Consider the following 20320-nt stretch of genomic DNA (forward strand, 5'->3'; position numbering starts at 1 on the left):
AGGCTTTTAGCTGACTACAGCCCCGGCCTGCACGACCGCTTCAGGCGACACAAATACCAGCCGTCCGTCTTTATCTTCTGCCATCAGTACCATGCCTTGCGATTCTACCCCCATCATCTTACGGGGTGCCAGATTAGCCAGCACACACACTTGTTTGCCCACCACTTCTTCGGCTGAGAAATGCTCGGCAATGCCACTTAAAATGGTGCGTACCTCACCGTTGCCCATGTCCACGCTCAATTTGAGCAGTTTTTTACTTTTGGGCAGCTTTTCCGCCTCGCGTATGGTACCTATGCGGATATCGAGCTTGGCGAAGTCTTCGTATTGTATGGTGTCTTTGTAGCTATTGCCTTGGGCAATATCCTGATTGCTTTGGCTCATGCTCTTTAATTTTTCAATTTGTTTTTGAATAACTTCGTCTTCTATTTTTTCGAACAAATGCCCTATTTTTTGCACCGGTGTTCCTTCTGCAAGCAACTGCGGATTGCCGGCTTGTTCCCAGCTGCAAGCGCCTTCCATCGCCAAGGCTTGAAGCAATTTTTGTGCGGTGAAAGGTAAGAAAGGCTGGGCAAGGATAGCCCAATTGCCTATCATCTGCAGGCAGTAGTGCAGCACGGTGGCAGTTCGTTCCGGATTTGTTTTGAAAAGCTTCCAAGGCTCTTGGTCCGTAAGGTATTTGTTGACCACACGCGCAAAATTCATCAGCTCTTGCAAGCCTTCCCGGAAGTGAAACTGCTCGACGGCTTGAGCTATTTTTTCGGGATATTGCCGGATGGCGTCTATCAACACTTGGTCATCGCCGGTGGGTTGGCTTGCTGCCGGCACCTTGCCTTCAAAGAATTTGTGTGTGAGCACAAAGACACGATTCACCAGGTTGCCTATATTGGCAACCAGCTCACTGTTGTTTTTCTCTTGGAAGTCTTTCCATGTGAAGTTGTTGTCTTTTGTTTCGGGGGCATTGGCTGTGAGTACATAGCGCAGTACGTCCTGTTTGCCGGGAAAATCTTCCAAATACTCATGTAGCCACACTGCCCAATTACGGGAAGTGGATATCTTTTCATTTTCTAAGTTCAGAAACTCATTGGCGGGTACGTTATCGGGCAAAATATAGCCGCCATGCGCTTTGAGCATCACCGGGAATATGATGCAGTGAAAAACGATATTGTCTTTGCCTATGAAGTGAATAAGCCGTGTATCTTCCTTTTGCCAGTAGTCTTTCCACTTGTCGGTCTCGCCTTTTTGCCGGAAATATTCCATCGTAGCCGATATGTAGCCGATGGGGGCATCGAACCACACATAAAGCACTTTGCCCTCGGCACCTTCGACGGGCACTTTCACGCCCCAGTCCAGGTCACGGGTAACAGCCCGGGGCTGCAAGCCGGCGTCTATCCATGATTTGCATTGCCCGTAAACGTTGGTTTTCCAATCGTGACGGTGCTCTTCAAGTATCCATTGGCGCAGCCAGTTTTCATATTCGTTCAGTGGCAAATACCAATGCTTGGTTGCTTTTTTGACCGGTTGGGCACCGCTCAGCATAGAACGCGGGTTCAACAACTCTTCCGGGCTGAGGGTGGAACCACAACGTTCGCATTGGTCACCATAGGCATTTTCATAGCCGCATTTGGGGCAGGTGCCTTGAATGTAACGGTCTGCAAGGAACTGACCGGCTTCCGGGTCATAGAATTGTTCCGTTACTTTTTCTATCAACTTGCCTTCATCGTAGAGTTTTTTGAAAAAGGCAGCGGCCACTTCATGATGCAGCGGCGAAGAAGTGCGGCTGTAAATGTCGAAGCTGATGCCAAATTGCTCGAATGAGTTTTTAATGAGTTGATGATATTTATCGACGACTTCCTGCACACTCATACCTTCTTTTTGGGCACGGATGGTGACAGGCACGCCGTGCTCGTCAGAGCCGCAGACAAACACCAGTTCACGCCCACGCAAACGCTGATAACGCGCATAGATGTCGGCGGGGATATATACACCGGCCAAGTGCCCGATATGTACCGGTCCGTTGGCATAGGGCAGAGCAGCCGTGATGGTATAACGTTGAAATGTTTTGGACATAACTGTTTGAATTTGCGATAGTATGCAAATATAAAAAGGATGCGAGACTTCGCATCCTTTATGTTGATTTTGAACGGATGCTTGTTTGAACTTAGGGGAGCGTATAAAGCACACCTATGTTGATGGCACTTTTGAACTGAGTGGCAGGACCTACGGTGCCATCATCACGGGTTACGGCCACATCTTCGTCATAAATCAAGTTGGTGGTTACTGTGGCATTGAACAGCTTGTTTACTTTGAAAATGAGCTGGTTTTCCCAGAATATGTCTATTTCCTGAAATTTGTCTTTGTATTCAGAAAAAGCAAGGAAGGAGGTTTTAAACTGCAGATTTTCCATTACCTCATAATCGACATTGATTTGCATGCTGATGCCTGCAATCTGGGTGCGTACTTTTTTGCCCGGTTCTACACCATAGGCACCTTGTTGAGAGAGGGTGTCGTCCAGCACAAAAGTAAGTTTTGAAGACAAAGGCGAAAGCGAAGCCGAAAAGCCATCTACTTTGTAGGTAATCCCCAAGGCAGTGTTGAGATAAGCCGGTGCCATGAACCGGGACACAAATACTTCCCGTTCATTGCCCAAAGAATCCTCTTCGTATTTGAAGCCTTTGTCAAATTGGGTACGGAAATCTACATTGGCATTGAACTTCCAGTGTTTGCTGTCGAAGAGACGGCGGCTGTAGTTGGAGCGCAGAATAATTTGGTCGTCGGTTTTGCGAAAAGGACGTTCCTTGCCCCCTTGCCGTGCTTGCCCATAGGCAAGGTCGAGGCTGTTTTGCCAGGTGCTGCGCTCTGTTTCGCGGTTGGCATTGAAGCTTGCCAAGCCGGTGATGGAAATAGAGCTTTGCCCACCACCTGCCCAGTTGGAAAGGGTTACTTGCGAAAAGTTCAAACCAAAAGAAGCCTTTTTGGTCCAGGGCGATATTTGGCGGGTGCTGTCTTGCGGGTTATCGGACTGCGCAAAAGAAAAAAAAGTGCTCATGCAGAAGCAGAGCAGCAAAAAAACATGTTTCATATCAAAAACGAGGGTTTTTTATGATGCCATAGAACTGAGTAAATCCCGTACGCTATTGAGCGAGTTTTCGGTCAATGGTTTGGTGATGAACTTAATTACATACTCGTTGTCCACGATCTTATCGATGTCACGTTTGTTGTCGGAGCTTGATAAGATGACGATTTTGCACTTTTTCTTTACTTCTTCGGGAAACATTTCGAACTCGAACAAAAACACGAAGCCGTCAACAATGGGCATGTTGATATCAAGGAAAATTAAATCGGGCAGGTTTTCCGGTGTGTTTACATTGGCTTCGATGTACTCGAGGGCGCTTTTTCCTGAGTTCTTTATCTCAACTCGATTGGCGAATTTGGTGATTTCTATAATTCGCTTGCTGATGAAGTTATCTGTGTCGTTGTCATCAACGAGCATCACAAGGTCAACGGCAGGTGCTTTTTCCATAATGTTGTTAGCTTGTAGTTTTAAGCAAAAATAAACTTTTTTGGCAAAAATAAAAATGCTTAAAGCACAACCGCCTTTTCTTTCAATAGTGGCAGTGTGATGATGACTTCGGTGCCCTCGCCCAGTTGCGATTTTATTTCCACCTCGCCTTGCAGCTTTTGCACTACTTGTTTGATGATGTAAAGCCCCAGTCCTGCCCCGCGGTTTTCTTCATTGCTTCGCTGAAACATGTGAAACAAATTCTGTTTTATGTTGTCGGCAATGCCCTTACCGTTGTCTTTGAACGAGAGTGTCCAAGTGTCTTGGTGGCACTCGATGGTAATGTGGATATGCGTTTCCTCTTTATGCAAATCCTGGTAACGTATGCTATTGGAAAGAAGATGGTAGAGCACGATACGGAGACGGTTTTCGTCGCTAACAAGCTCTTTGGGGCATCCATTTATGAAATGAATACGGAGGCGGTCAGCATGGGGCAGGCTTTGCAGTTGCTCGTAGCAGTCATACACAATTTGTTCTACATCTACATAGTCAAAATCCAGGGGTAAGTGCATGTTTCGGGAGAAATCTATCAAGCTGTAGATGACTCGATCCAGCTTGGCCACACTTTTTTCTATGAGTTGAATGTAGTGCGCTTTTTCTTGGTCGGACACAGGCATGCGCAGCAGCTGCAGCAAGCCTAAAATTGAGCTGAGCGGGGCACGCAGGTCGTGTGAAGAGCGATAAATGAAAGTATCGAGCTCGTAATTGCTTTTTTCAAGGGCAAGACGCATCTTTTCTTGCTCTGTGACGTCGCGGGCAATGACCGTGACGCCTGTAATTTGGGATTCTTCGATAATGGGGTAAAAGGCTACTTCATAGTGAATAGTGCCTTTTTCCTTGAAATGCAAGCGGTGGGGAACTTCCTGCTTTTCGCCAAGGAATGTTTTTTGAATATGCTCAAGCCAGAAATTCAGCTCTTCTTTAGGAAATACACCGGATAGGGGCTGACCGGCGGCTTCATGAAGAGCAGGCTTAAAGTGATGTATCAAGTTTAAAAATGCCGTGTTATAAGTTTTGACATGCAACTTCCTGTCAACGGAAAATATGGGATTATGAGAACTTTCGATGAGTGCCAGCAGATTGGCTTTCTCTTCTTTCAATTGATTTTCGTAGCGTATTTTTTCAGTCAGGTTGTGCAGGTAGAAAAGTATTTCATAATAACCTTTGCCTTCTTGCTCATCTTCAGGACTCAACACCACGTACTGACATTGAAACCACTCCCATTCGCCGGCTTGGTTTTTCAAGCGTACTTGTATGGGAGGATATTCGTTTTTTTGACTTATATCCTGAAAATAGGCGCGCACGGTAGGGAAGTCCTGTGGATGCACAAGCTCCATGAGTTTATCCGGGCTGTCAATGGCTTTTTCTTTAAAACCTAAAATATTAGGCTTATTGACATAACTGAAACGTATCTTTTGAAAGTCTTGTGTGTGTGCAACAATGATAATATCAGGTGAGTAGGCTGCCAGACGTTCGAAGCGTTGTTTGCTTATTTTCAGCAGGCGTTCATGGCGCTTGCGGTGGGTGATGTCTTGCTGAATGCCCAACACACCGATAACTGCCCCCTGTTCATCTAAAATAAGACTGTAGTTGCCCTCATAGGTAGCCACACTGCCATCGGCGAGCTCTTTGGAAAAGGCAAAGCGGCATTGCTTCTTTTCCAGGAGGGTAGCCAGGAAGTGCTCATAAATTTCGTTTGAAGGAAACAAGCACCGTAGCGGTTGTTTGATCAATCCTTCTTCCGGTTTTAAACGGTACTGTTCTGCCAAAGAACGGTTATGCTTGGTGATTGTCAGGGTCTCTTGCAGGTGACGAAGGACAGCTAAAGGCGGCGTTTGCAATTCGCTGCGCCAACGCAGGGGAGTGGGGGTAATGGCAAAGAAAATAGCCGAGAGCACTTGGTTGAAAAACAGCTGAAGGAGCCGCGCGTTTTGTTTGAGCTCCTCTTCATATTTGGTATATTGCTTGTAAATAGAAGCCGTGCCAAGCACTTGTTGGATGGCACTGTGCAGGTCGATGTCTGCAAAAGGGCGTTGAATCAAATGAACCATGCGGCTTGTTTGGCACAGCTGATGCAAGGCAGGGGTCAACGCCAGACTTACAAACAAAATGGGTACAGACAGCTCTTGCAACAGTTGTTGAAAATAAATATCATCTATGAAGGCATCGTCCCATTCGGCAATGATTAATTCCGGCTGATGACTTTCAAACACAGCTGCCCCTTGTTCAAAACTTTTATTTTTGGCTAAGACCACATAACCGAGAGATAACAGCCGCTCTTCCAATTCCATGGCTGAAACATGGTCATTGCTGATAAGTTGAATCAGGGGCTTTTGTCTTTGAATAATCATAACCAACCTACGATTGAGCAAATAAAGTAATAAAAAAAAGTATAACTTAAAATAAAGTTTTGATATGATTGAGATGGAGAGAAAGTTTATTGTTGATAAAGAGGAAGTTGCAAATATTATTAGAAACAAAGAAGGGAAGGCAATCATTCAAGCCTACCTGACAGAAAGCACGGAAATAAGTGTAAGAGTGCGAAAAAAAGGCGATAAAGGTTTTTTAACTATCAAAGGGAAAAGCGAGGGCATCCGGCGGGTAGAGTTTGAATACGAAATACCGGCACAAGATGTGGAACAAATGCTTGCCGCAATGCCTTTGCCAAGAGTAGAAAAAACACGTTATGAAGTAGAATATGCCGGAAAATGTTGGGAAATAGATTGGTTTCACGGTGAAAACGAAGGCTTGGTATTGGCAGAAGTGGAACTTACACATGAAGCCGAGAGCATAGCAATACCTCCTTGGGTGAGCAAGGAGGTATCAAACGATGCCCGCTATTTTAACCAATACTTGGCATTTCATCCGTTTAAAACATGGGCTAATCGGTAGTGTAGTAGTTGCCTTTGTATTTTGATTCCCTTAATATTTTTTTGGCATCTTTTTCAGCCAACACTTGCTTAAGACTTAACTCCGGATGGCGTTCATGGTAACGGCGCACGATAAGATAGCCTGTCCATCGTCCTACTTCGCCGGGGCATTCTTTGCCTATGGGGTAGCAGAAAGGTGCCGGGTCCACATAGTCTTTCTTCACCAAGTGACTGGTTTCATAAAGCACGTTTTGGTCGATATAGTGCCGCCATATGGCCTGCTCGTTGGCCTGCAGGGTAAGCACCTGCTTTTCGGTATAGCCGAAAAGCGTGCTGTCGGGCAAGCAGGGCAACATGTTTTTAACAAAATAGAAGGCTTTGCCATAAAAAATCATATCGGCAAGCATGCTTTTGTCTTCGGGGTCTTCGTCAATAAAACGGGGCGCCAACATTTGCAGCACAAAAGGCACAATGGAGCCTCTATGATAGCGGCGTGCAATATAGAGCGGATAAGGAGGCTGAAAGCGGTATTCGGGTCCCATAAAAAACTCCATGCCTATGACTGCCATGTCGCCCGATACCATGAGGTCGGGGGTGCGGGTAACCGTGGCACCGCTACCGTAGCCGGTGAAGAAAGTGTAAATGACAGGCGGGGTGAAACCGGGAAAGTGATATTTCACTCGTTTGAAAGCTTCTTCAAACTCTTTTTTTAACCACTGCATGTCACCATAAGCCGCCTGCACCTCTTGGTACACGCTGTCCAAGGAAGGCGTATCGATGAGCCTGTAAAGCTCCTCAACCAAAAGGGAGTCACTGGGCCATCGTGAACGCAAAAAATAACGCTCTGCAAAGTCCGGATATTGCTCAAGCCACCGGGCTACTTCTTCTTTACTGCGGCAGGCAAAGAGGGTGCTGTCGGTGCGCACGATTTGCACCTGTACATCTATGTTTTCCGTATCCACATCGGGCAGACAGCCATTGTCTGTTTCATTGTCTGAGAAATCGCAGGCAAGCAGCACAAGCAAAAGCGATGCACTGAAAAGAATGGTATGCCATTGTAGGCGGCAGTTTATACGCATCATGTTTATAGTTTGCATTTTGAGCGTGAGCTTCGTTTGGTTTTTATATTCAAGCTGACGGCATTTAAGATACAAAAGGCAGCGCCAAGGTTCTACTGCACTCTGTTCGACAAGGGGCGGAATGATAAGTAAACCAATCTATCGGCTTACTTTTTTTAGACTTTAAAGTATTCCGGTTCGTTGCCTTCTTTCCATTTGATATTGCAGCCGATGCTGGGTATCTGTTCCTTGGGAATACTTCCCCCTTCACAGAGGGCGTGCAGCACCTTGCGCAGGTCTTCGCCCGTAGGCGGTATATTGTTACCCGGGCGGGAGGCATCGAACTGCCCACGATATACACATTTCAAACCGGCATCGAACACATTGATATCCGGTGTGCAGGCAGCAAAGTAGGCTTTGGCTACTTCTTGGCTTTCGTCAAAGAGGTAAGGAAACGGAAAACGGTGTTGTTGGGCAAACAACAGCATTTTGTCGGGGGCGTCGTCCGGATAGCGGCTCACGTCGTTGGCGTTGATGGCTGCAAAACCGATGCCCTGTGGCATGAACTCTTGTGCCACTTCCACGAAAGCGTCTATCATGTGTTTTACATACGGACAATGGTTGCAGATGAAAGCCACCACCGTGCCTTTTTCGCCTTTCACGTCTTCGAGGGTGATGGTTTTACCGGAAATGACATCCGGCAAAGCAAAAGCAGGTGCTTCAAAGCCCAAAGGTATGGAGTAAGTAGGGGTTTTTGCCATGATTGATGGTTTTTTACTGCTTCTTTAAAACAAAGGTAAAACTATCTCATAAAAAAATAAATCCTTAGCTTTGTTCCCAAGTAAAGACTTATGAAACGCAGGTATTTCATTGAAATACAATACAAAGGCACTCAATACAGTGGATGGCAACGGCAGCCCAATGCCATCAGTATTCAGCAAAAAATAGAAGAAGCCCTGAGTATTTTATTGCGGGCACCTACGACCATCACCGGCAGTGGGCGCACCGATGCGGGCGTGCATGCAAGGCAACAGTTTGCCCACTTCGATGCAGCTATTCCTTTCGACAAGCGCACTTTTCTGGGCAAAATGAATGGTCTTTTGCCCAAAGATATTGTCATCCGTGACCTGATAGAAGTCGATGCCAAAGCCCATGCCCGTTTCGATGCTTCACTTCGCACCTACGAGTACTGGGTATATACCACGCCCATGCCTTTTTTGCATGAGCTGGCCACTTATTATGCCTATCCGGCCGATGTGGAACAAATGAACCAATTGGCGCAAAGCTTGTTGTATCATACGAACTTTCGTTGCTTTGCAACGGGCAAAACAGAAGTGAAACATTACGACTGTCATATTTCAAAAGCGATTTGGGAGTGGAAGCCCTTGCCTTTAGCGGGCACACAAGCCCTTTGTTTTACCATCAGTGCCAATCGTTTTTTACGGGGCATGGTGCGCACCATAGTAGGCTCTTTGTGGGAGATAGGTGCCGGCAAACGCCCCGCGGAAGCGTGGTATGAAGCTTTACAAACCGGCGACCGTCGTTTGTTGGGCACTTCTGCTTTGCCCAATGGTCTTTATTTGACCGAAGTGCGTTATCCTTATTTGCCCGAAAAACAGATTTATCATCATGAGTGAAGAAAAACAAGCCCAATCGGGAAATGTATTTGACTGGTATATTGCCAAGCGGCTGTTTGCTTTTGCCAAGCCCTACAAAGGCGTGTTTTGGGCAGTGGTAGCCCTTACCCTCACCTTGGCGGTATTGGGACCGGTGCGCCCTTATCTGGTGCAATATACCGTGGACCATTACATGGAAGCAGGCCAATACGAAGGCTTGCTGTGGATGGTGCTTCTGATGTTGTTGGTGTTGGCATTGCAAACCGCTGCCCAATATCTGCATACTTACTGGGCGGCATGGTTGGGACAAAGCATCATCCGTGATATACGTGTCCGGCTCTATCACCATATTTTGCGGCTGCGTCTTTCGTTTTTCGACAAAACGCCCATTGGCCGCCTTGTTACACGGGTGGTTTCCGACGTGCAAACACTTTCCGACGTATTTAGCCAAGGTTTGGCTGCCATGATTGCCGACGTGCTGCAGCTGCTGGCTATTTTGGCGGTGATGTTCTATACCGACTGGCGCCTGACTTTGGTGAGCCTTTCCATGTTGCCTTTGCTTCTGCTGAGTACTTACATTTTCAAAGAGAAGATAAAAGTAGCCTTTAAAGAGGTGCGCAATGCCGTGGCCAATCTTAATGCTTTTGTGCAAGAACACATCACGGGCATGAACATCGTGCAGATATTTGGCAGCGAAGAGCACGAGTTTGAAAAATTTAAAAAAATCAATGCCGAGCACCGGCGCGCCAACTTGAAATCGGTACTTTATTATAGCATCTACTTCCCCGTGGCTGAAGTCATAGGTGCCTTGGGTACTGCTTTGCTGGTATGGTACGGCGCAGGCCAGGTGGTGCAGCAAGAAGTATCGCTGGGTACACTCATTGCCTTCATGATGTATATTTCCCTTTTCTTCCGGCCCATACGTCTCATTGCCGACCGCTTCAATATATTACAAATGGGCATTGTCAGTGCAGAGCGTATTTTTAAACTGCTCGACAACCAAAACATGATTACCGACTCGGGCACTTACCGCCCCGAATCGTTGCGTGGTGAGGTGGTCTTCGACGATGTATGGTTTGCCTACAATCCCGGCGAATATGTGCTGAAAGGAATCAGCTTTGAAGTAAAGGCAGGCGAGACCGTAGCCATTGTAGGGGCAACAGGTGCCGGCAAAACTTCCATCATCAACTTGCTGAACCGCTTCTATGAAATTGAGCGCGGCAGCATTTTGGTCGATGGGGTGAATATTAAAGACTACGATGTGGAAGTGTTGCGGCGTCATATAGGCATGGTGCTGCAAGATGTATTTCTCTTTTCAGGCAGCATCCGCGACAATATCACGCTTTTCAATCCTGCCATTACCGACGGGCAAATATGGGAGGCTGCCGAGATGGTAGGCGCCAAAGCCTTCATCGAACGCTTGCCCGGGCAATTGGACTACAACGTGATGGAGCGGGGCGCCACGCTTTCGGTAGGGCAGCGCCAGCTGATTTCCTTCATTCGTGCCATGGTGTATCATCCCGAAATTATTGTGCTCGATGAAGCCACCTCTTCGGTAGATACTGAAACCGAAGAGCTGATTCAGGAAGCCATCGAAAAACTGATGAAAGGACGCACCGCCCTGGTGATTGCACACCGCCTTTCTACCATACAACATGCCGATAAAATTATTGTACTTGACAAAGGGCAAATTGTAGAAATCGGCGATCACGAAGAATTGCTTGAAAAAAACGGGTATTATGCCCGCCTTTACCGCATGCAATATATGGCGGCACGCGCTTGATATTCACTATTTTTTGTATCTTTAAGCGCTTGTGCATAACCTAAATATCAAAACTGGAAAACAGCATGATAAATTTAGTTTTATTCGGTCCGCCCGGCGCGGGGAAAGGTACTCAAAGCAAAAAGCTTATCGAGAAGTACGACTTGGTGCATATTTCAACCGGCGACCTTTTCAGAAAGCATTTGAGTGAAGGTACCCCTTTGGGTCAGTTGGCTCAAAAATACATGGACCAAGGCGAATTGGTGCCCGACCAAGTAGTGATTGATATGGTTGCCGATAAAATACGGGCGCACCAAGGTGCCAAAGGCTTTATTTTCGACGGCTTTCCGCGCACGGTGTCACAGGCAGAAGCCCTCGACGAGATGCTCAAAGAGTTCAACACCTCGGTAAGCGTGATGATTGCCTTGGAAGTGCCTGAAGAAGAGCTGAAAAAACGCTTGAAGAAGCGTGCCGAGCTGGAAGGACGTGTGGACGACCAAGACGAAGCCAAAATAAACAACCGCATCCGGGTGTACTTGGAAGAGACGCTTCCCGTAGCCGACTATTACGAAAAACAAGGCAAGCTGCGCAAAATTGACGGCGTAGGTGAGATAGAAGAAATCTTTGCCAAAATATGTGAAGCAGTAGAAGAAGCCCTGGTGCGCTCATAAGCCAATACAATCTGCACAAAGACAACATCATTGCCCTTTGCTACAAACAAAGGGCATTTTTATTATGCCCCGGGCGAGCTAAGCAAGTTTTTTCTTGTGAATCTTTACTTTAAAAACCCAAATAGGCTCATTCAAAGATTAAATTGAATCTTTTTTAATTCCTTTCCTTTGCTTAAAAAACTTTTTTAAAAAACACCTATTGACAAATACAAGCGCTTCATTGCAACGGCTCTTCCTTATATCTTTTGTTTTAGACAGATAGAAACACCCTGTCAAATAGCATCTTGCTTTTTGTGAAAGAGATAGCTTGTATTAAATTTGTATGCACTTGAAATGCATACACAAATCCTTAACCTAAAACATACACGCAGATGGCACTTGTAAAAATGGTGATGCCCAAGATGGGCGAAAGTATCATGGAAGGTACTATCATCAACTGGCTGAAAAAAGAAGGCGACCGCATCGAGCAAGACGAGTATATATTGGAAGTGGCCACCGATAAAGTAGATACCGAGGTGCCCGCTACCCATTCCGGCATTTTGAAACAAATTTTGGCAAAAGAAGGGGAGGTGGTACCCGTGGGGCAGCCTATTGCCATCATCGAAACCGAAGGCGAAGGCGACGAAACCACCGATGGTGGCGCAGGTGAAGCACAAGCTTTGAACGGCAGTGCCAAACAGGCAGAAGAAGCAGCACCGCAGGAAGTAGCTGTTTTGGAAGCCCAAATGACCGAAACCATTCAACTGCTCGACAAACCCCAAGACGGGCGCTTTTACTCTCCCTTGGTGATGAGCATTGCCAAGACCGAAGGCATTGGCATGGATGAGCTGGCACGCATACCCGGCACCGGCAAAGACGGGCGCGTAACTAAAGCCGACATCTTGGCTTATGTAGAACAGAAGAAAAAAGGCGCCGTGCAGCAACCGGCACAAACTACTGCCCCGGCAGCCGAGAAAAGTACGCCGGCAGCACAACCCGTGCAGTTGGCAGAGGGCATTACTGCCGACTTCTTCGCCAAAGTGCGCCCTTCGCAGCCTATTCCCGTGTATGAAGGCGACGAAATCATTGAGATGGACCGCATGCGCAAAATCATTGCGCAGCGCATGGTGGAATCCAAGCACATATCGCCCCACGTTACTTCTTTCGTAGAAGCCGACGTAACCAACCTGGTATATTGGCGCCGCAAAATCAAAGGCGAGTTTCAACAAAAAGAAAACGACACCATCACCTATATGCCTATGATTGTAGAGGCAGTGGTGAAGGCGCTTAAAGATTATCCCATGATGAATGTGTCTGTGGATGGGGATAAAATCATCAAGCACAAAGACATCAACATAGGTATTGCCGTGGCACTGCCCAATGGCAACCTCATTGTGCCTGTATTGAAAAATGCCGACCGTTATAACATCGTGGGCTTGGCAAAAGCCATCAACGATTTGGCGCGCCGCGCCCGTGAAAACAAACTGAAACCCGACGAATTGACCGGTGGCACCTACACCATATCCAATGTGGGTTCGTTTGGCAACGTGATGGGAACCCCCATCATCATGCAACCGCAAGTGGGCATTTTGGCAATAGGTGCCATCCGCAAAAAACCGGCGGTGATTGAAACTCCCACCGGCGACATGATTGGTATCCGTCATATGGTCTTTCTGTCGCACTCTTACGACCACCGTGTGGTAGATGGCGCCCTGGGCGGTATGTTTGTGCGCCGGGTAGCCGACTATCTCGAAAACTTCAACCTCGAGCGTAAGCTGTACTAAAATTGTATAAAACGCTTACAGGGCTGCCCCGCTTAACGGGGCAGCCCTGTTTTTTGGTATCTTGTTTTGTTGCTTCCTTCTAAAATTAGAGGTTTCTTTATTCTTTTGCGCACTCTATTTGTCATTTCGAGCGTAAGCGAGAAATCTCTTTTGATTTTGTTACTTGATGCAATTGAGATTTCTCACTACGCTTCGCTCCGTTCGAAATGACAAGCGGCGCCTAAGTCCCCTTCAATAAAATATTTCCCAAAAAATTTGCTTTATGATTTCCGGCAGAAAAGCATATAACAAAGGGCACCCATGAGAGGGTGCCCTTTATGTGTTATGTGTGCAGCCATTCCGGCGGCTTGCCTTATTCCACCTCTATCATCATATTCACAGGCGGGGTATCTTGCCATATCGGTGCTTGCCGTGGCACTTGCCGGCGCTGAGCAGCCGGGAAACTGCCATTGAGCAAATAATTGATGGCAGCTGCCAGCGAAGCTTCTTGCGGGTCGCCAAAGTCATGCATGAGGTCGTCATCACTCAGGTGGTCGGGCACAAAACCGTTATAATAATCCGACTCATCGTTGGCATTGCGGCTTTCGAAGATGATGGGCAGAAATGCGTAGTTGAGATGGGTAAAGACCGCCGAGCCTACGTTCTTACCGGCGGTGGTGTCGCCCACCAGTTTCACTTCCATAAATGGGCGCAGCCCGTTTATAATCAACTCGCTGGCAGAAGCCGTAGAGCCGGTGCCAATGATTACCAGGCGGCTGAGGTTGAGGCGGGCAGCTTTTTCTTCGAAATAACGCTCTTTGTTGTTGGCGCTGTTCTTTTGATTATACACCTGTTTCATAAACACCTTGCCTATGGCAGCAGAAGGTGCCAGCAGGCTGCCCAAGTGTTGGGCTGTGGCCACACTCGCCACCGCCGTTGTAGCGCAAATCCAATATCAGTTCTTGCACGCCTTCGTTTTTCAAATAATTGAAAGTTTGATCCAATAAGAGGACCGGCATCACTCAAAAAGACATTGAAGCACACATAACCAATCTTCACGCCGTTGGTGTCTATTACCTTCGTGGCTACTATGGGATTGATGTCGAGTAGCTCACTGGTCATGGTAATGCTTTCTTCGGTGCCGCTGTCTCTTTTTTTCACCTTCACCGTGCTGGTTTCCGTGAAGCTGAGGCCGGTGTTAGGGTCAGGCACTTGCCCGTTCACCTCCAGGATGATGTCGCCGCGTTGCAAGCCGGCACGTGCCGCAGGGCTGTTGGCATACACATAAGCAACGCGCAGTTGATTGTTGGCATCCCATTTCAAGCCGAAGCCGAAGGCCTTGCGCTGTCCCGATTGCAGGTAAGCCAAAAATTCGGGACCGTTGTCGTAGAGCACACTCCAGCGGTCGCGCGGTTTGTAGCGCAAATCTTCCAACAGCTGATGCGGGTCGGTATAGGTGCGCCAATCCACGCGGGGCATTTGGTCGTTCCAAAGATAATAGAGGTCCATCACTTCCCACACAAATTGAGTGATGGGCATGACGCTTTCTTGCCGGCGGCAGGCAGTCAACAGCAGCACAGAAGCCAAAAGACTGATTAGAACTCGTTTCATGATGATTTGCTTTTTTCTTGAATGCTTTACGAAAACAGCTTCGTAACCGTTGTTTTTTGCTAAATTTAGCAAAAAATTGAGCTCTATGCAGATGAGAAAATTTTGGTGCGCTTGTCTTTGTGTGCTATTGCTGGCCGCCTGTGGAGGCGAAGTGGAGTATGTGCCCAAGCCCAAAGGTTACAACCGCATTGATTTACCCGAGCATGAATACCAACCATTGCCCGATACCTTCCCTTACTTCTTTGAGTATTCGAAACATGCCATCATTCGCCCCGACAGCTCGTGGATGGCAGAGCCCTATTGGATTCACATCATTTATCCGCAGTTTGGCTATGCCGAAGTGCAGGTTACTTACAAAGACATTAGCGACAGCACCGAAAAGAAGCTCATGGAGTTAATCAACGACTCTTATCATCTTACATCCAAACACCAAATCAAGGCATACTCTATTGAAGAAACGGTTTTCAAAAATGCCTTGGGGCAAAAAGCAGCCGTATTTGAACTAAGCGGCGAAGTACCCAGCCAGTTTCAGTTTTACACTACCGATTCCGTGCGCCACTTTTTGCGTGGAGCCTTGTATTTCCGTACGGCCACTAAAAACGACTCTTTGGCACCGGTTATCGATTTTATCAAGAAAGACATCATCCATATGCTCAACACCGCCCGCTGGAACGACAGCCTGCCTGCCAAAAAGTAGTAAGATTTTCTTGCTAAATCTTTTTTCTTGTCTTAATATTTGGGAACATTAGGCAATTAAAAAATAAAAGAAACCTTGAAAGTCTGTGTTCCCAAAGAATTGGCGGAGCGTGAACGAAGAGTAGCGCTCACGCCCGAAATCGTGCAAAAGCTCTGCAAAGCGGGCTTTGAGGTGCACGTAGAGCAAGGAGCCGGCGCCGGCTCTTTCATTAGCGATGAAGCATATCAAGCCGCCGGCGCACATATAGAAGCGGATAAGCAGGCTCTTTATGCCCAAGCCGATGTGGTATTGAAGGTGAATGCGCCCACACCCGCTGAAATCGATTGGATGAAAGAAGGTGCCGGGCTCATTTCCTTCATGTATCCTTATACCAATCCCCCTTTGGTGGAGGCTTGCTTGCGAAAAAAGCTGACAGCCTTTGCCATGGATGCCATCCCGCGTATCTCGCGCGCACAAAAAATGGACGCCCTCAGTTCGCAAGCCAACTTGGCGGGTTACAAAGCCGTGATTATGGGGGCAGACGCGCTGGGTAAAATCTTCCCCTTGATGATGACTGCGGCAGGCACCATCACCCCCGCACGCGTACTTATCTTTGGCGCCGGGGTAGCCGGCTTGCAAGCCATAGCCACCGCCAAACGGCTGGGAGCAGTGGTAGAAGTGACCGACGTGCGTCCCGAAACCAAAGAACAAGTGGAATCATTGGGCGGGCGCTTCCTTGAAGTGGAAGCCGAAGGCGTGAAAACCGAAGGCGGCTATGCACGTGAAGTGTCGGAAGAGTTTCTGCAGAAACAAAAAGAACTCATCAGCCGTCGCATCAAAGAAGCCGACTTGGTGATTACGACCGCTTTGGTCATAGGCAAACGCGCGCCCCTGCTGGTAACCGAAGAAATGGTGCAATCGATGAAAGCCGGCTCGGTGATTGTGGATATGGCAGTGGCTTCGGGCGGAAACTGTGCCTTGAGCGAAAAAGACAAGACCGTGGTGAAGCACGGCGTCACCATCATTGGTGAATCGAACCTGCCCTCTTTGGTGCCTGTGAACGCCAGCGAGCTGTATGCCCGCAACATCTATGAGTTTTTGACCCACTTGGCCACAGCCGAAGGGTTTAAACTGGAAATGGAAGAGGAAATCACCACCAAGAGCATCATTACTCACAATGGGGAGCTGCTGCATGCTTTGACCAAAGAAATCCTTCAGAAAAACTAAAAGCAAAAATTCTATGGATACGCAAACACTCATTACACTTTTATATGTGCTCATATTGGCAACATTTGTCGGTTTTGAGCTGATAACCAAAGTGCCGCCTACCTTGCACACCCCGCTCATGTCCGGTTCCAATGCCATCTCGGGCATTACCATTGTGGGGGCTATATTGGCAACAGGACCCGAACCCGGAAATTTTGCCATTTCCAAGATATTGGGCATTGCTGCTTTGCTGTTTGCCACTATCAATGTGGTAGGGGGCTATGCCGTGACCGACCGTATGTTGCAGATGTTTAAGAAAAAGAAAAAATAAGCCATGACAAACCGTGAACTCATCATTGCACTGGGCTATTTGGTTGCCAGTGTGTTGTTTATATTGGGCATTAAATTATTGGGCAAGCCTTCCACGGCGCGGCGTGGCAACCTCTACTCTGCCGTGGGCATGCTCATTGCCGTAGGGGTTACCCTCATGCACCAAAACATACTAAGCTGGACCGAAATCTTCGCTACTATTTTGGTGGGCAGTGCCATCGGTTTGATTGCCGCCAAGCGTGTAGAGATGACACAGATGCCCGAAATGGTCGCCCTCTTCAATGGCTTTGGCGGTGCCGCTTCCATGTTTGTAGCTACCTCTGAGCAGTGGCATGTGGCCATGGAGCAGGGGGGCAGTCCCGAACTCATCACTGCCATTACCACTGTGATTAGTATCATCATTGGTGCCATCACGCTCACCGGCTCACTCATTGCCTACGGCAAGTTGAGCGGCAAAGTAAGCGGCAAAGCCATCGTATTCAGCGGGCAGCACCTTCTTAATTTGGTGTTGGCATTGGCAATGGTGGGGGCAGCTGTGTGGAGCATACAGGCACCTGCCAATGTGGTACCCTTACTGCTCATGCTGGGCATTGCGCTGCTCTTGGGGGTGCTGACGGTCATCCCTATTGGCGGAGCCGATATGCCGGTAGTCGTTTCCTTGCTCAACTCTTATTCCGGAATTGCGGCATGTGCCACCGGCTTCGTACTCAACAACCAGGTGCTTATCATTGCAGGTGCGTTGGTGGGGGCTTCCGGGCTTATCCTCACCCAAATTATGTGCAAAGCCATGAACCGTTCGTTGGTGAATGTGTTGCTGGGAGGCTTCGGACAAACCGGTGGTTCCGGTAGTGGCGCAGGCAGCAGCGATATGGTGGTGAAAGAAGTGCATCCCGAAGAAGCCGCTATGTTGTTCGACGGTGCCTCTTCGGTAATCATCGTGCCCGGCTACGGTATGGCAGTAGCGCAGGCACAACACGTGGTGCGTGAGTTGATGGAGCTGCTCGAAAAGCGGGGGATTGATGTGAAATTTGCCATACACCCGGTGGCAGGCCGCATGCCCGGGCACATGAACGTGCTCTTGGCAGAAGCCAACGTGCCTTATGACAAACTGGTAGAGATGGAGCAAATCAACGACGAATTTGCCAATACCGATGTGGTGCTGGTCATTGGTGCCAACGACGTGGTGAACCCCGCTGCCCTCAAAGACCCCAACAGCCCCATCTACGGCATGCCTATCCTGAACGCCTATCAAGCCAAGACCGTCATTGTGTGCAAGCGCAGCATGAACCCCGGCTATGCAGGCATCGAAAACGAGCTTTTTGGTTATCCCAATACGCTGATGATGTTTGGCGATGCCAAAAAAACCATCACCGAAGTGGTGAACGAGCTAAAAGAAAATGCTTGACAGCAAAAACATAGCAAGCAAGGGCAGTCATCGAAGGCTGCCCTTTTTTTATTATCCCCGTCACGAACAATTTCCTTGAGCAGGGCGTTTCAAAATAAAACGAAAGCCATGCGCCCTTCTGTTATTTGGACTACCCTCTTGCTTCTGCTCTTTGTCTTCTTGCTTCCTTTTTCATGGGCAACGAGAATAGTATTTTTCATTTTCGGCGTATCGCCCCTTTTCATCATACACATGGTTTATGACGTATTGAAAAACGATAAAGCACCCCTGCATACTTTTGAAGAACGATGGTATTGCGACTACCGGCATGAATAATATTGACAATCAGATGCTTTAGCTTTTTTGCGTTTGGCTTTCGTGAAGTAGATTCGTATTTTTGTACTCTCAATTTTTATTATCATAAATGGCAATTTAAGTATGGCAACAACTCAAGACAACCTGAAGTACAAGGTAAAAGACATTAACTTAGCAGACTGGGGAAGAAAGGAAATCCATTTGGCAGAGGCAGAAATGCCCGGCTTGATGGCCATCCGTGAGGAATATCGCGATAAAAAACCCTTGAAGGGCGCCCGCATTGCCGGCTGTTTGCATATGACCATCCAAACTGCCGTGTTGATTGAAACACTCGTAGAACTCGGCGCAGAAGTTGCCTGGTCTTCTTGTAATATATTTTCTACCCAAGACCATGCGGCAGCGGCTATTGCTGCCCGGGGCATTCCCGTATTCGCATGGAAAGGCATGACCGAAGAGGAATATATCTGGTGTATCAAGCAAACCCTCTTTGCCTTTGAAGGCGGCAAGCCTCTGAATATGATTCTGGATGATGGTGGTGACCTGACCAATCTCGTATTGGACGAATACCCTGAATTGGTGAAAGACATTCGCGGCATTTCGGAAGAAACCACTACCGGTGTGCATCGTCTTTACGAGCGTATGAAAAAAGGCACCCTGCCCGTGCCTGCCATCAACGTGAACGACTCGGTAACCAAATCGAAGTTTGACAACCGTTATGGCTGCCGCGAATCGTTGGTAGATGCCATCCGTCGTGCTACGGACGTGATGCTGGCCGGAAAGGTGGCAGTAGTAGCCGGCTACGGCGACGTAGGAAAAGGCTCGGCACAATCGCTGCGCAGCCAGGGCGTGCGTGTGATTGTAACGGAGATAGATCCCATTTGCGCGCTGCAAGCCTGTATGGACGGTTATCAAGTCATGCGTATGGATGACGCCATCCCCCAAGCCGACATCATAGTAACTGCCACCGGCAACCGCGACATCGTGGTAGGGCGTCACTTCAAGATGATGAAAGACAAGGCCATTGTCTGCAACATCGGGCACTTCGATAATGAAATAGATGTGGCTTGGCTCAAGAAAAACTATGGGCATACCCGTGTGAACATCAAGCCGCAGGTGGACATGTACAATGTGGACGGCAAGGAAATCATCTTACTTGCCGAAGGCCGTCTGGTGAACTTGGGCTGTGCTACCGGACACCCCTCGTTCGTAATGTCTTGTTCATTCACCAACCAGGTGTTGGCGCAAATAGAATTGTGGAACAACCACGAGAAATACGAAAACAAAGTGTATATTCTGCCCAAGCACTTGGATGAAAAAGTGGCCCGTTTGCATTTGGGCAAGCTGGGCGCCCAGCTCGATACCCTCACCCCCGAGCAAGCCGAATACATCGGCGTGCCCGTAGAAGGTCCTTTCAAACCGGAGCATTACCGTTATTAATACGGTCTATAAAGCATAAACAAGAGTGTTGGCTTCCCGGAAGCCACACTCTTTTCTTTTCCTATCTTGTGTGCATACCTTAT

At 47.9% G+C, this 20320-nt stretch carries 19 protein-coding genes and 1 pseudogene; 11 read left to right on the forward strand and 9 right to left on the reverse strand.

Translation table 11 applies throughout. The features are described from left to right. Positions 1 to 6: 6 nt before the first annotated feature. The 4 genes from metG to QVE43_RS08515 form a co-directional block, all read right to left on the reverse strand. On the reverse strand, positions 7 to 2067 hold the full coding sequence (metG, locus tag QVE43_RS08500) for a methionine--tRNA ligase (RefSeq protein WP_288006073.1): 2061 nt from the start codon (positions 2065 to 2067) through the stop codon (positions 7 to 9). Positions 2068 to 2158: 91 nt separating this feature from the next. Continuing rightward, positions 2159 to 3079 (reverse strand): DUF3078 domain-containing protein, encoded by a 921-nt coding sequence (locus QVE43_RS08505; protein ID WP_288006075.1) that lies wholly within the window; start codon positions 3077 to 3079, stop codon positions 2159 to 2161. An 18-nt stretch (positions 3080 to 3097) separates the two neighbouring features. After that, positions 3098 to 3520, reverse strand: coding sequence for a response regulator (locus QVE43_RS08510; protein ID WP_038031715.1), 423 nt, complete (start codon positions 3518 to 3520; stop codon positions 3098 to 3100). Between the two features lie 59 nt (positions 3521 to 3579). Next, positions 3580 to 5910 (reverse strand): ATP-binding protein, encoded by a 2331-nt coding sequence (locus tag QVE43_RS08515; protein ID WP_288006077.1) that lies wholly within the window; start codon positions 5908 to 5910, stop codon positions 3580 to 3582. A 64-nt stretch (positions 5911 to 5974) separates the two neighbouring features. On the opposite strand from QVE43_RS08515, the gene QVE43_RS08520 reads away from it, so the two are divergent. After that, positions 5975 to 6451: a CYTH domain-containing protein gene (locus tag QVE43_RS08520; RefSeq protein WP_288006079.1), complete on the forward strand. Its 477-nt coding sequence runs from the start codon at positions 5975 to 5977 to the stop codon at positions 6449 to 6451. Here the strand turns inward: QVE43_RS08520 and QVE43_RS08525 are convergent. Both QVE43_RS08525 and QVE43_RS08530 read right to left on the reverse strand, forming a co-directional pair. Next, positions 6441 to 7511 carry a gliding motility lipoprotein GldB gene (locus tag QVE43_RS08525; protein WP_288006080.1) on the reverse strand — a complete coding sequence of 357 codons (1071 nt, stop codon included), beginning with the start codon at positions 7509 to 7511 and terminating at the stop codon, positions 6441 to 6443. The genes QVE43_RS08520 and QVE43_RS08525 overlap by 11 nt on opposite strands. A 152-nt stretch (positions 7512 to 7663) precedes the next feature. Then, on the reverse strand, positions 7664 to 8248 hold the full coding sequence (locus QVE43_RS08530) for a thioredoxin family protein (RefSeq protein ID WP_288006082.1): 585 nt from the start codon (positions 8246 to 8248) through the stop codon (positions 7664 to 7666). A gap of 90 nt (positions 8249 to 8338) precedes the next feature. Here QVE43_RS08530 and truA point away from each other — a divergent pair, with 90 nt between their 5' ends. From truA to QVE43_RS08550, 4 genes are all read left to right on the forward strand, one after another. Beyond that, a complete protein-coding gene (gene truA, locus QVE43_RS08535; RefSeq protein WP_288006083.1) occupies positions 8339 to 9124 on the forward strand; it encodes a tRNA pseudouridine(38-40) synthase TruA in 786 nt (261 codons plus the stop codon). After that, a complete protein-coding gene (locus tag QVE43_RS08540) occupies positions 9117 to 10886 on the forward strand; it encodes an ABC transporter ATP-binding protein (RefSeq protein ID WP_288006085.1) in 1770 nt (589 codons plus the stop codon). Before truA ends, QVE43_RS08540 begins: the two co-directional genes overlap by 8 nt. 65 nt (positions 10887 to 10951) lie before the next feature. After that, positions 10952 to 11536, forward strand: a complete 585-nt coding sequence (locus QVE43_RS08545; protein ID WP_038031725.1) for an adenylate kinase — start codon at positions 10952 to 10954, stop codon at positions 11534 to 11536. A gap of 371 nt (positions 11537 to 11907) precedes the next feature. Beyond that, positions 11908 to 13299 (forward strand): dihydrolipoamide acetyltransferase family protein, encoded by a 1392-nt coding sequence (locus QVE43_RS08550; RefSeq protein WP_288006088.1) that lies wholly within the window; start codon positions 11908 to 11910, stop codon positions 13297 to 13299. 352 nt (positions 13300 to 13651) lie between these two features. On the opposite strand, the gene QVE43_RS08555 is transcribed toward QVE43_RS08550, so the two are convergent. The 3 genes and pseudogenes from QVE43_RS08555 to QVE43_RS12580 form a co-directional block, all read right to left on the reverse strand. Further along, the gene (locus tag QVE43_RS08555) at positions 13652 to 14200 is read right to left on the reverse strand and encodes a S41 family peptidase (RefSeq protein WP_288006090.1); all 549 of its coding nucleotides are present in this window, start codon (positions 14198 to 14200) and stop codon (positions 13652 to 13654) included. Next, positions 14121 to 14297, reverse strand: a complete 177-nt coding sequence (locus tag QVE43_RS12575; RefSeq protein ID WP_374758342.1) for a S41 family peptidase — start codon at positions 14295 to 14297, stop codon at positions 14121 to 14123. Before QVE43_RS12575 ends, QVE43_RS08555 begins: the two co-directional genes overlap by 80 nt. 202 nt (positions 14298 to 14499) lie before the next feature. Next, positions 14500 to 14889 (reverse strand): annotated as a pseudogene (locus QVE43_RS12580) (PDZ domain-containing protein); the annotation flags it as partial. A 91-nt stretch (positions 14890 to 14980) separates the two neighbouring features. Between QVE43_RS12580 and gldD the strand changes: the two are divergent. The 6 genes from gldD to ahcY all read left to right on the forward strand — a co-directional run bounded on the left by gldD (position 14981) and on the right by ahcY (position 20237). Then, the gene (gene gldD, locus QVE43_RS08565) at positions 14981 to 15586 is read left to right on the forward strand and encodes a gliding motility lipoprotein GldD (protein WP_038031795.1); all 606 of its coding nucleotides are present in this window, start codon (positions 14981 to 14983) and stop codon (positions 15584 to 15586) included. A gap of 75 nt (positions 15587 to 15661) precedes the next feature. Next, the gene (locus QVE43_RS08570) at positions 15662 to 16792 is read left to right on the forward strand and encodes a Re/Si-specific NAD(P)(+) transhydrogenase subunit alpha (RefSeq protein ID WP_288006094.1); all 1131 of its coding nucleotides are present in this window, start codon (positions 15662 to 15664) and stop codon (positions 16790 to 16792) included. Between the two features lie 13 nt (positions 16793 to 16805). Then, complete coding sequence (locus tag QVE43_RS08575) at positions 16806 to 17102, forward strand: NAD(P) transhydrogenase subunit alpha (RefSeq protein ID WP_038031730.1); 297 nt, start codon at positions 16806 to 16808, stop codon at positions 17100 to 17102. 3 nt (positions 17103 to 17105) lie between these two features. Beyond that, on the forward strand, positions 17106 to 18506 hold the full coding sequence (locus QVE43_RS08580) for an NAD(P)(+) transhydrogenase (Re/Si-specific) subunit beta (RefSeq protein ID WP_288006098.1): 1401 nt from the start codon (positions 17106 to 17108) through the stop codon (positions 18504 to 18506). 108 nt (positions 18507 to 18614) lie between these two features. Then, a complete protein-coding gene (locus QVE43_RS08585; protein ID WP_288006100.1) occupies positions 18615 to 18821 on the forward strand; it encodes a hypothetical protein in 207 nt (68 codons plus the stop codon). A 102-nt stretch (positions 18822 to 18923) separates the two neighbouring features. Continuing rightward, positions 18924 to 20237, forward strand: coding sequence for an adenosylhomocysteinase (ahcY, locus tag QVE43_RS08590; protein ID WP_038031735.1), 1314 nt, complete (start codon positions 18924 to 18926; stop codon positions 20235 to 20237). Positions 20238 to 20320: the final 83 nt, after the last annotated feature.

The organism is Thermonema sp. (assembly GCF_026003375.1).
Lineage (GTDB): Bacteria > Bacteroidota > Bacteroidia > Cytophagales > Thermonemataceae > Thermonema > Thermonema rossianum.

Bases quoted from the DNA above. Each gene is read 5' to 3' on its own strand.
- metG (WP_288006073.1), bottom strand. From the start codon at position 2,067: ATGTCCAAAACATTTCAACGTTATACCATCACGGCTGCTCTGCCCTAT.
- QVE43_RS08505 (WP_288006075.1), bottom strand. From the start codon at position 3,079: ATGAAACATGTTTTTTTGCTGCTCTGCTTCTGCATGAGCACTTTTTTT.
- QVE43_RS08510 (WP_038031715.1), bottom strand. From the start codon at position 3,520: ATGGAAAAAGCACCTGCCGTTGACCTTGTGATGCTCGTTGATGACAAC.
- QVE43_RS08515 (WP_288006077.1), bottom strand. From the start codon at position 5,910: ATGATTATTCAAAGACAAAAGCCCCTGATTCAACTTATCAGCAATGAC.
- QVE43_RS08520 (WP_288006079.1), top strand. From the start codon at position 5,975: ATGATTGAGATGGAGAGAAAGTTTATTGTTGATAAAGAGGAAGTTGCA.
- QVE43_RS08525 (WP_288006080.1), bottom strand. From the start codon at position 7,511: ATGATGCGTATAAACTGCCGCCTACAATGGCATACCATTCTTTTCAGT.
- QVE43_RS08530 (WP_288006082.1), bottom strand. From the start codon at position 8,248: ATGGCAAAAACCCCTACTTACTCCATACCTTTGGGCTTTGAAGCACCT.
- truA (WP_288006083.1), top strand. From the start codon at position 8,339: ATGAAACGCAGGTATTTCATTGAAATACAATACAAAGGCACTCAATAC.
- QVE43_RS08540 (WP_288006085.1), top strand. From the start codon at position 9,117: ATGAGTGAAGAAAAACAAGCCCAATCGGGAAATGTATTTGACTGGTAT.
- QVE43_RS08545 (WP_038031725.1), top strand. From the start codon at position 10,952: ATGATAAATTTAGTTTTATTCGGTCCGCCCGGCGCGGGGAAAGGTACT.
- QVE43_RS08550 (WP_288006088.1), top strand. From the start codon at position 11,908: ATGGCACTTGTAAAAATGGTGATGCCCAAGATGGGCGAAAGTATCATG.
- QVE43_RS12575 (WP_374758342.1), bottom strand. From the start codon at position 14,297: ATGCCGGTCCTCTTATTGGATCAAACTTTCAATTATTTGAAAAACGAA.
- gldD (WP_038031795.1), top strand. From the start codon at position 14,981: ATGAGAAAATTTTGGTGCGCTTGTCTTTGTGTGCTATTGCTGGCCGCC.
- QVE43_RS08575 (WP_038031730.1), top strand. From the start codon at position 16,806: ATGGATACGCAAACACTCATTACACTTTTATATGTGCTCATATTGGCA.
- QVE43_RS08580 (WP_288006098.1), top strand. From the start codon at position 17,106: ATGACAAACCGTGAACTCATCATTGCACTGGGCTATTTGGTTGCCAGT.
- QVE43_RS08585 (WP_288006100.1), top strand. From the start codon at position 18,615: ATGCGCCCTTCTGTTATTTGGACTACCCTCTTGCTTCTGCTCTTTGTC.
- ahcY (WP_038031735.1), top strand. From the start codon at position 18,924: ATGGCAACAACTCAAGACAACCTGAAGTACAAGGTAAAAGACATTAAC.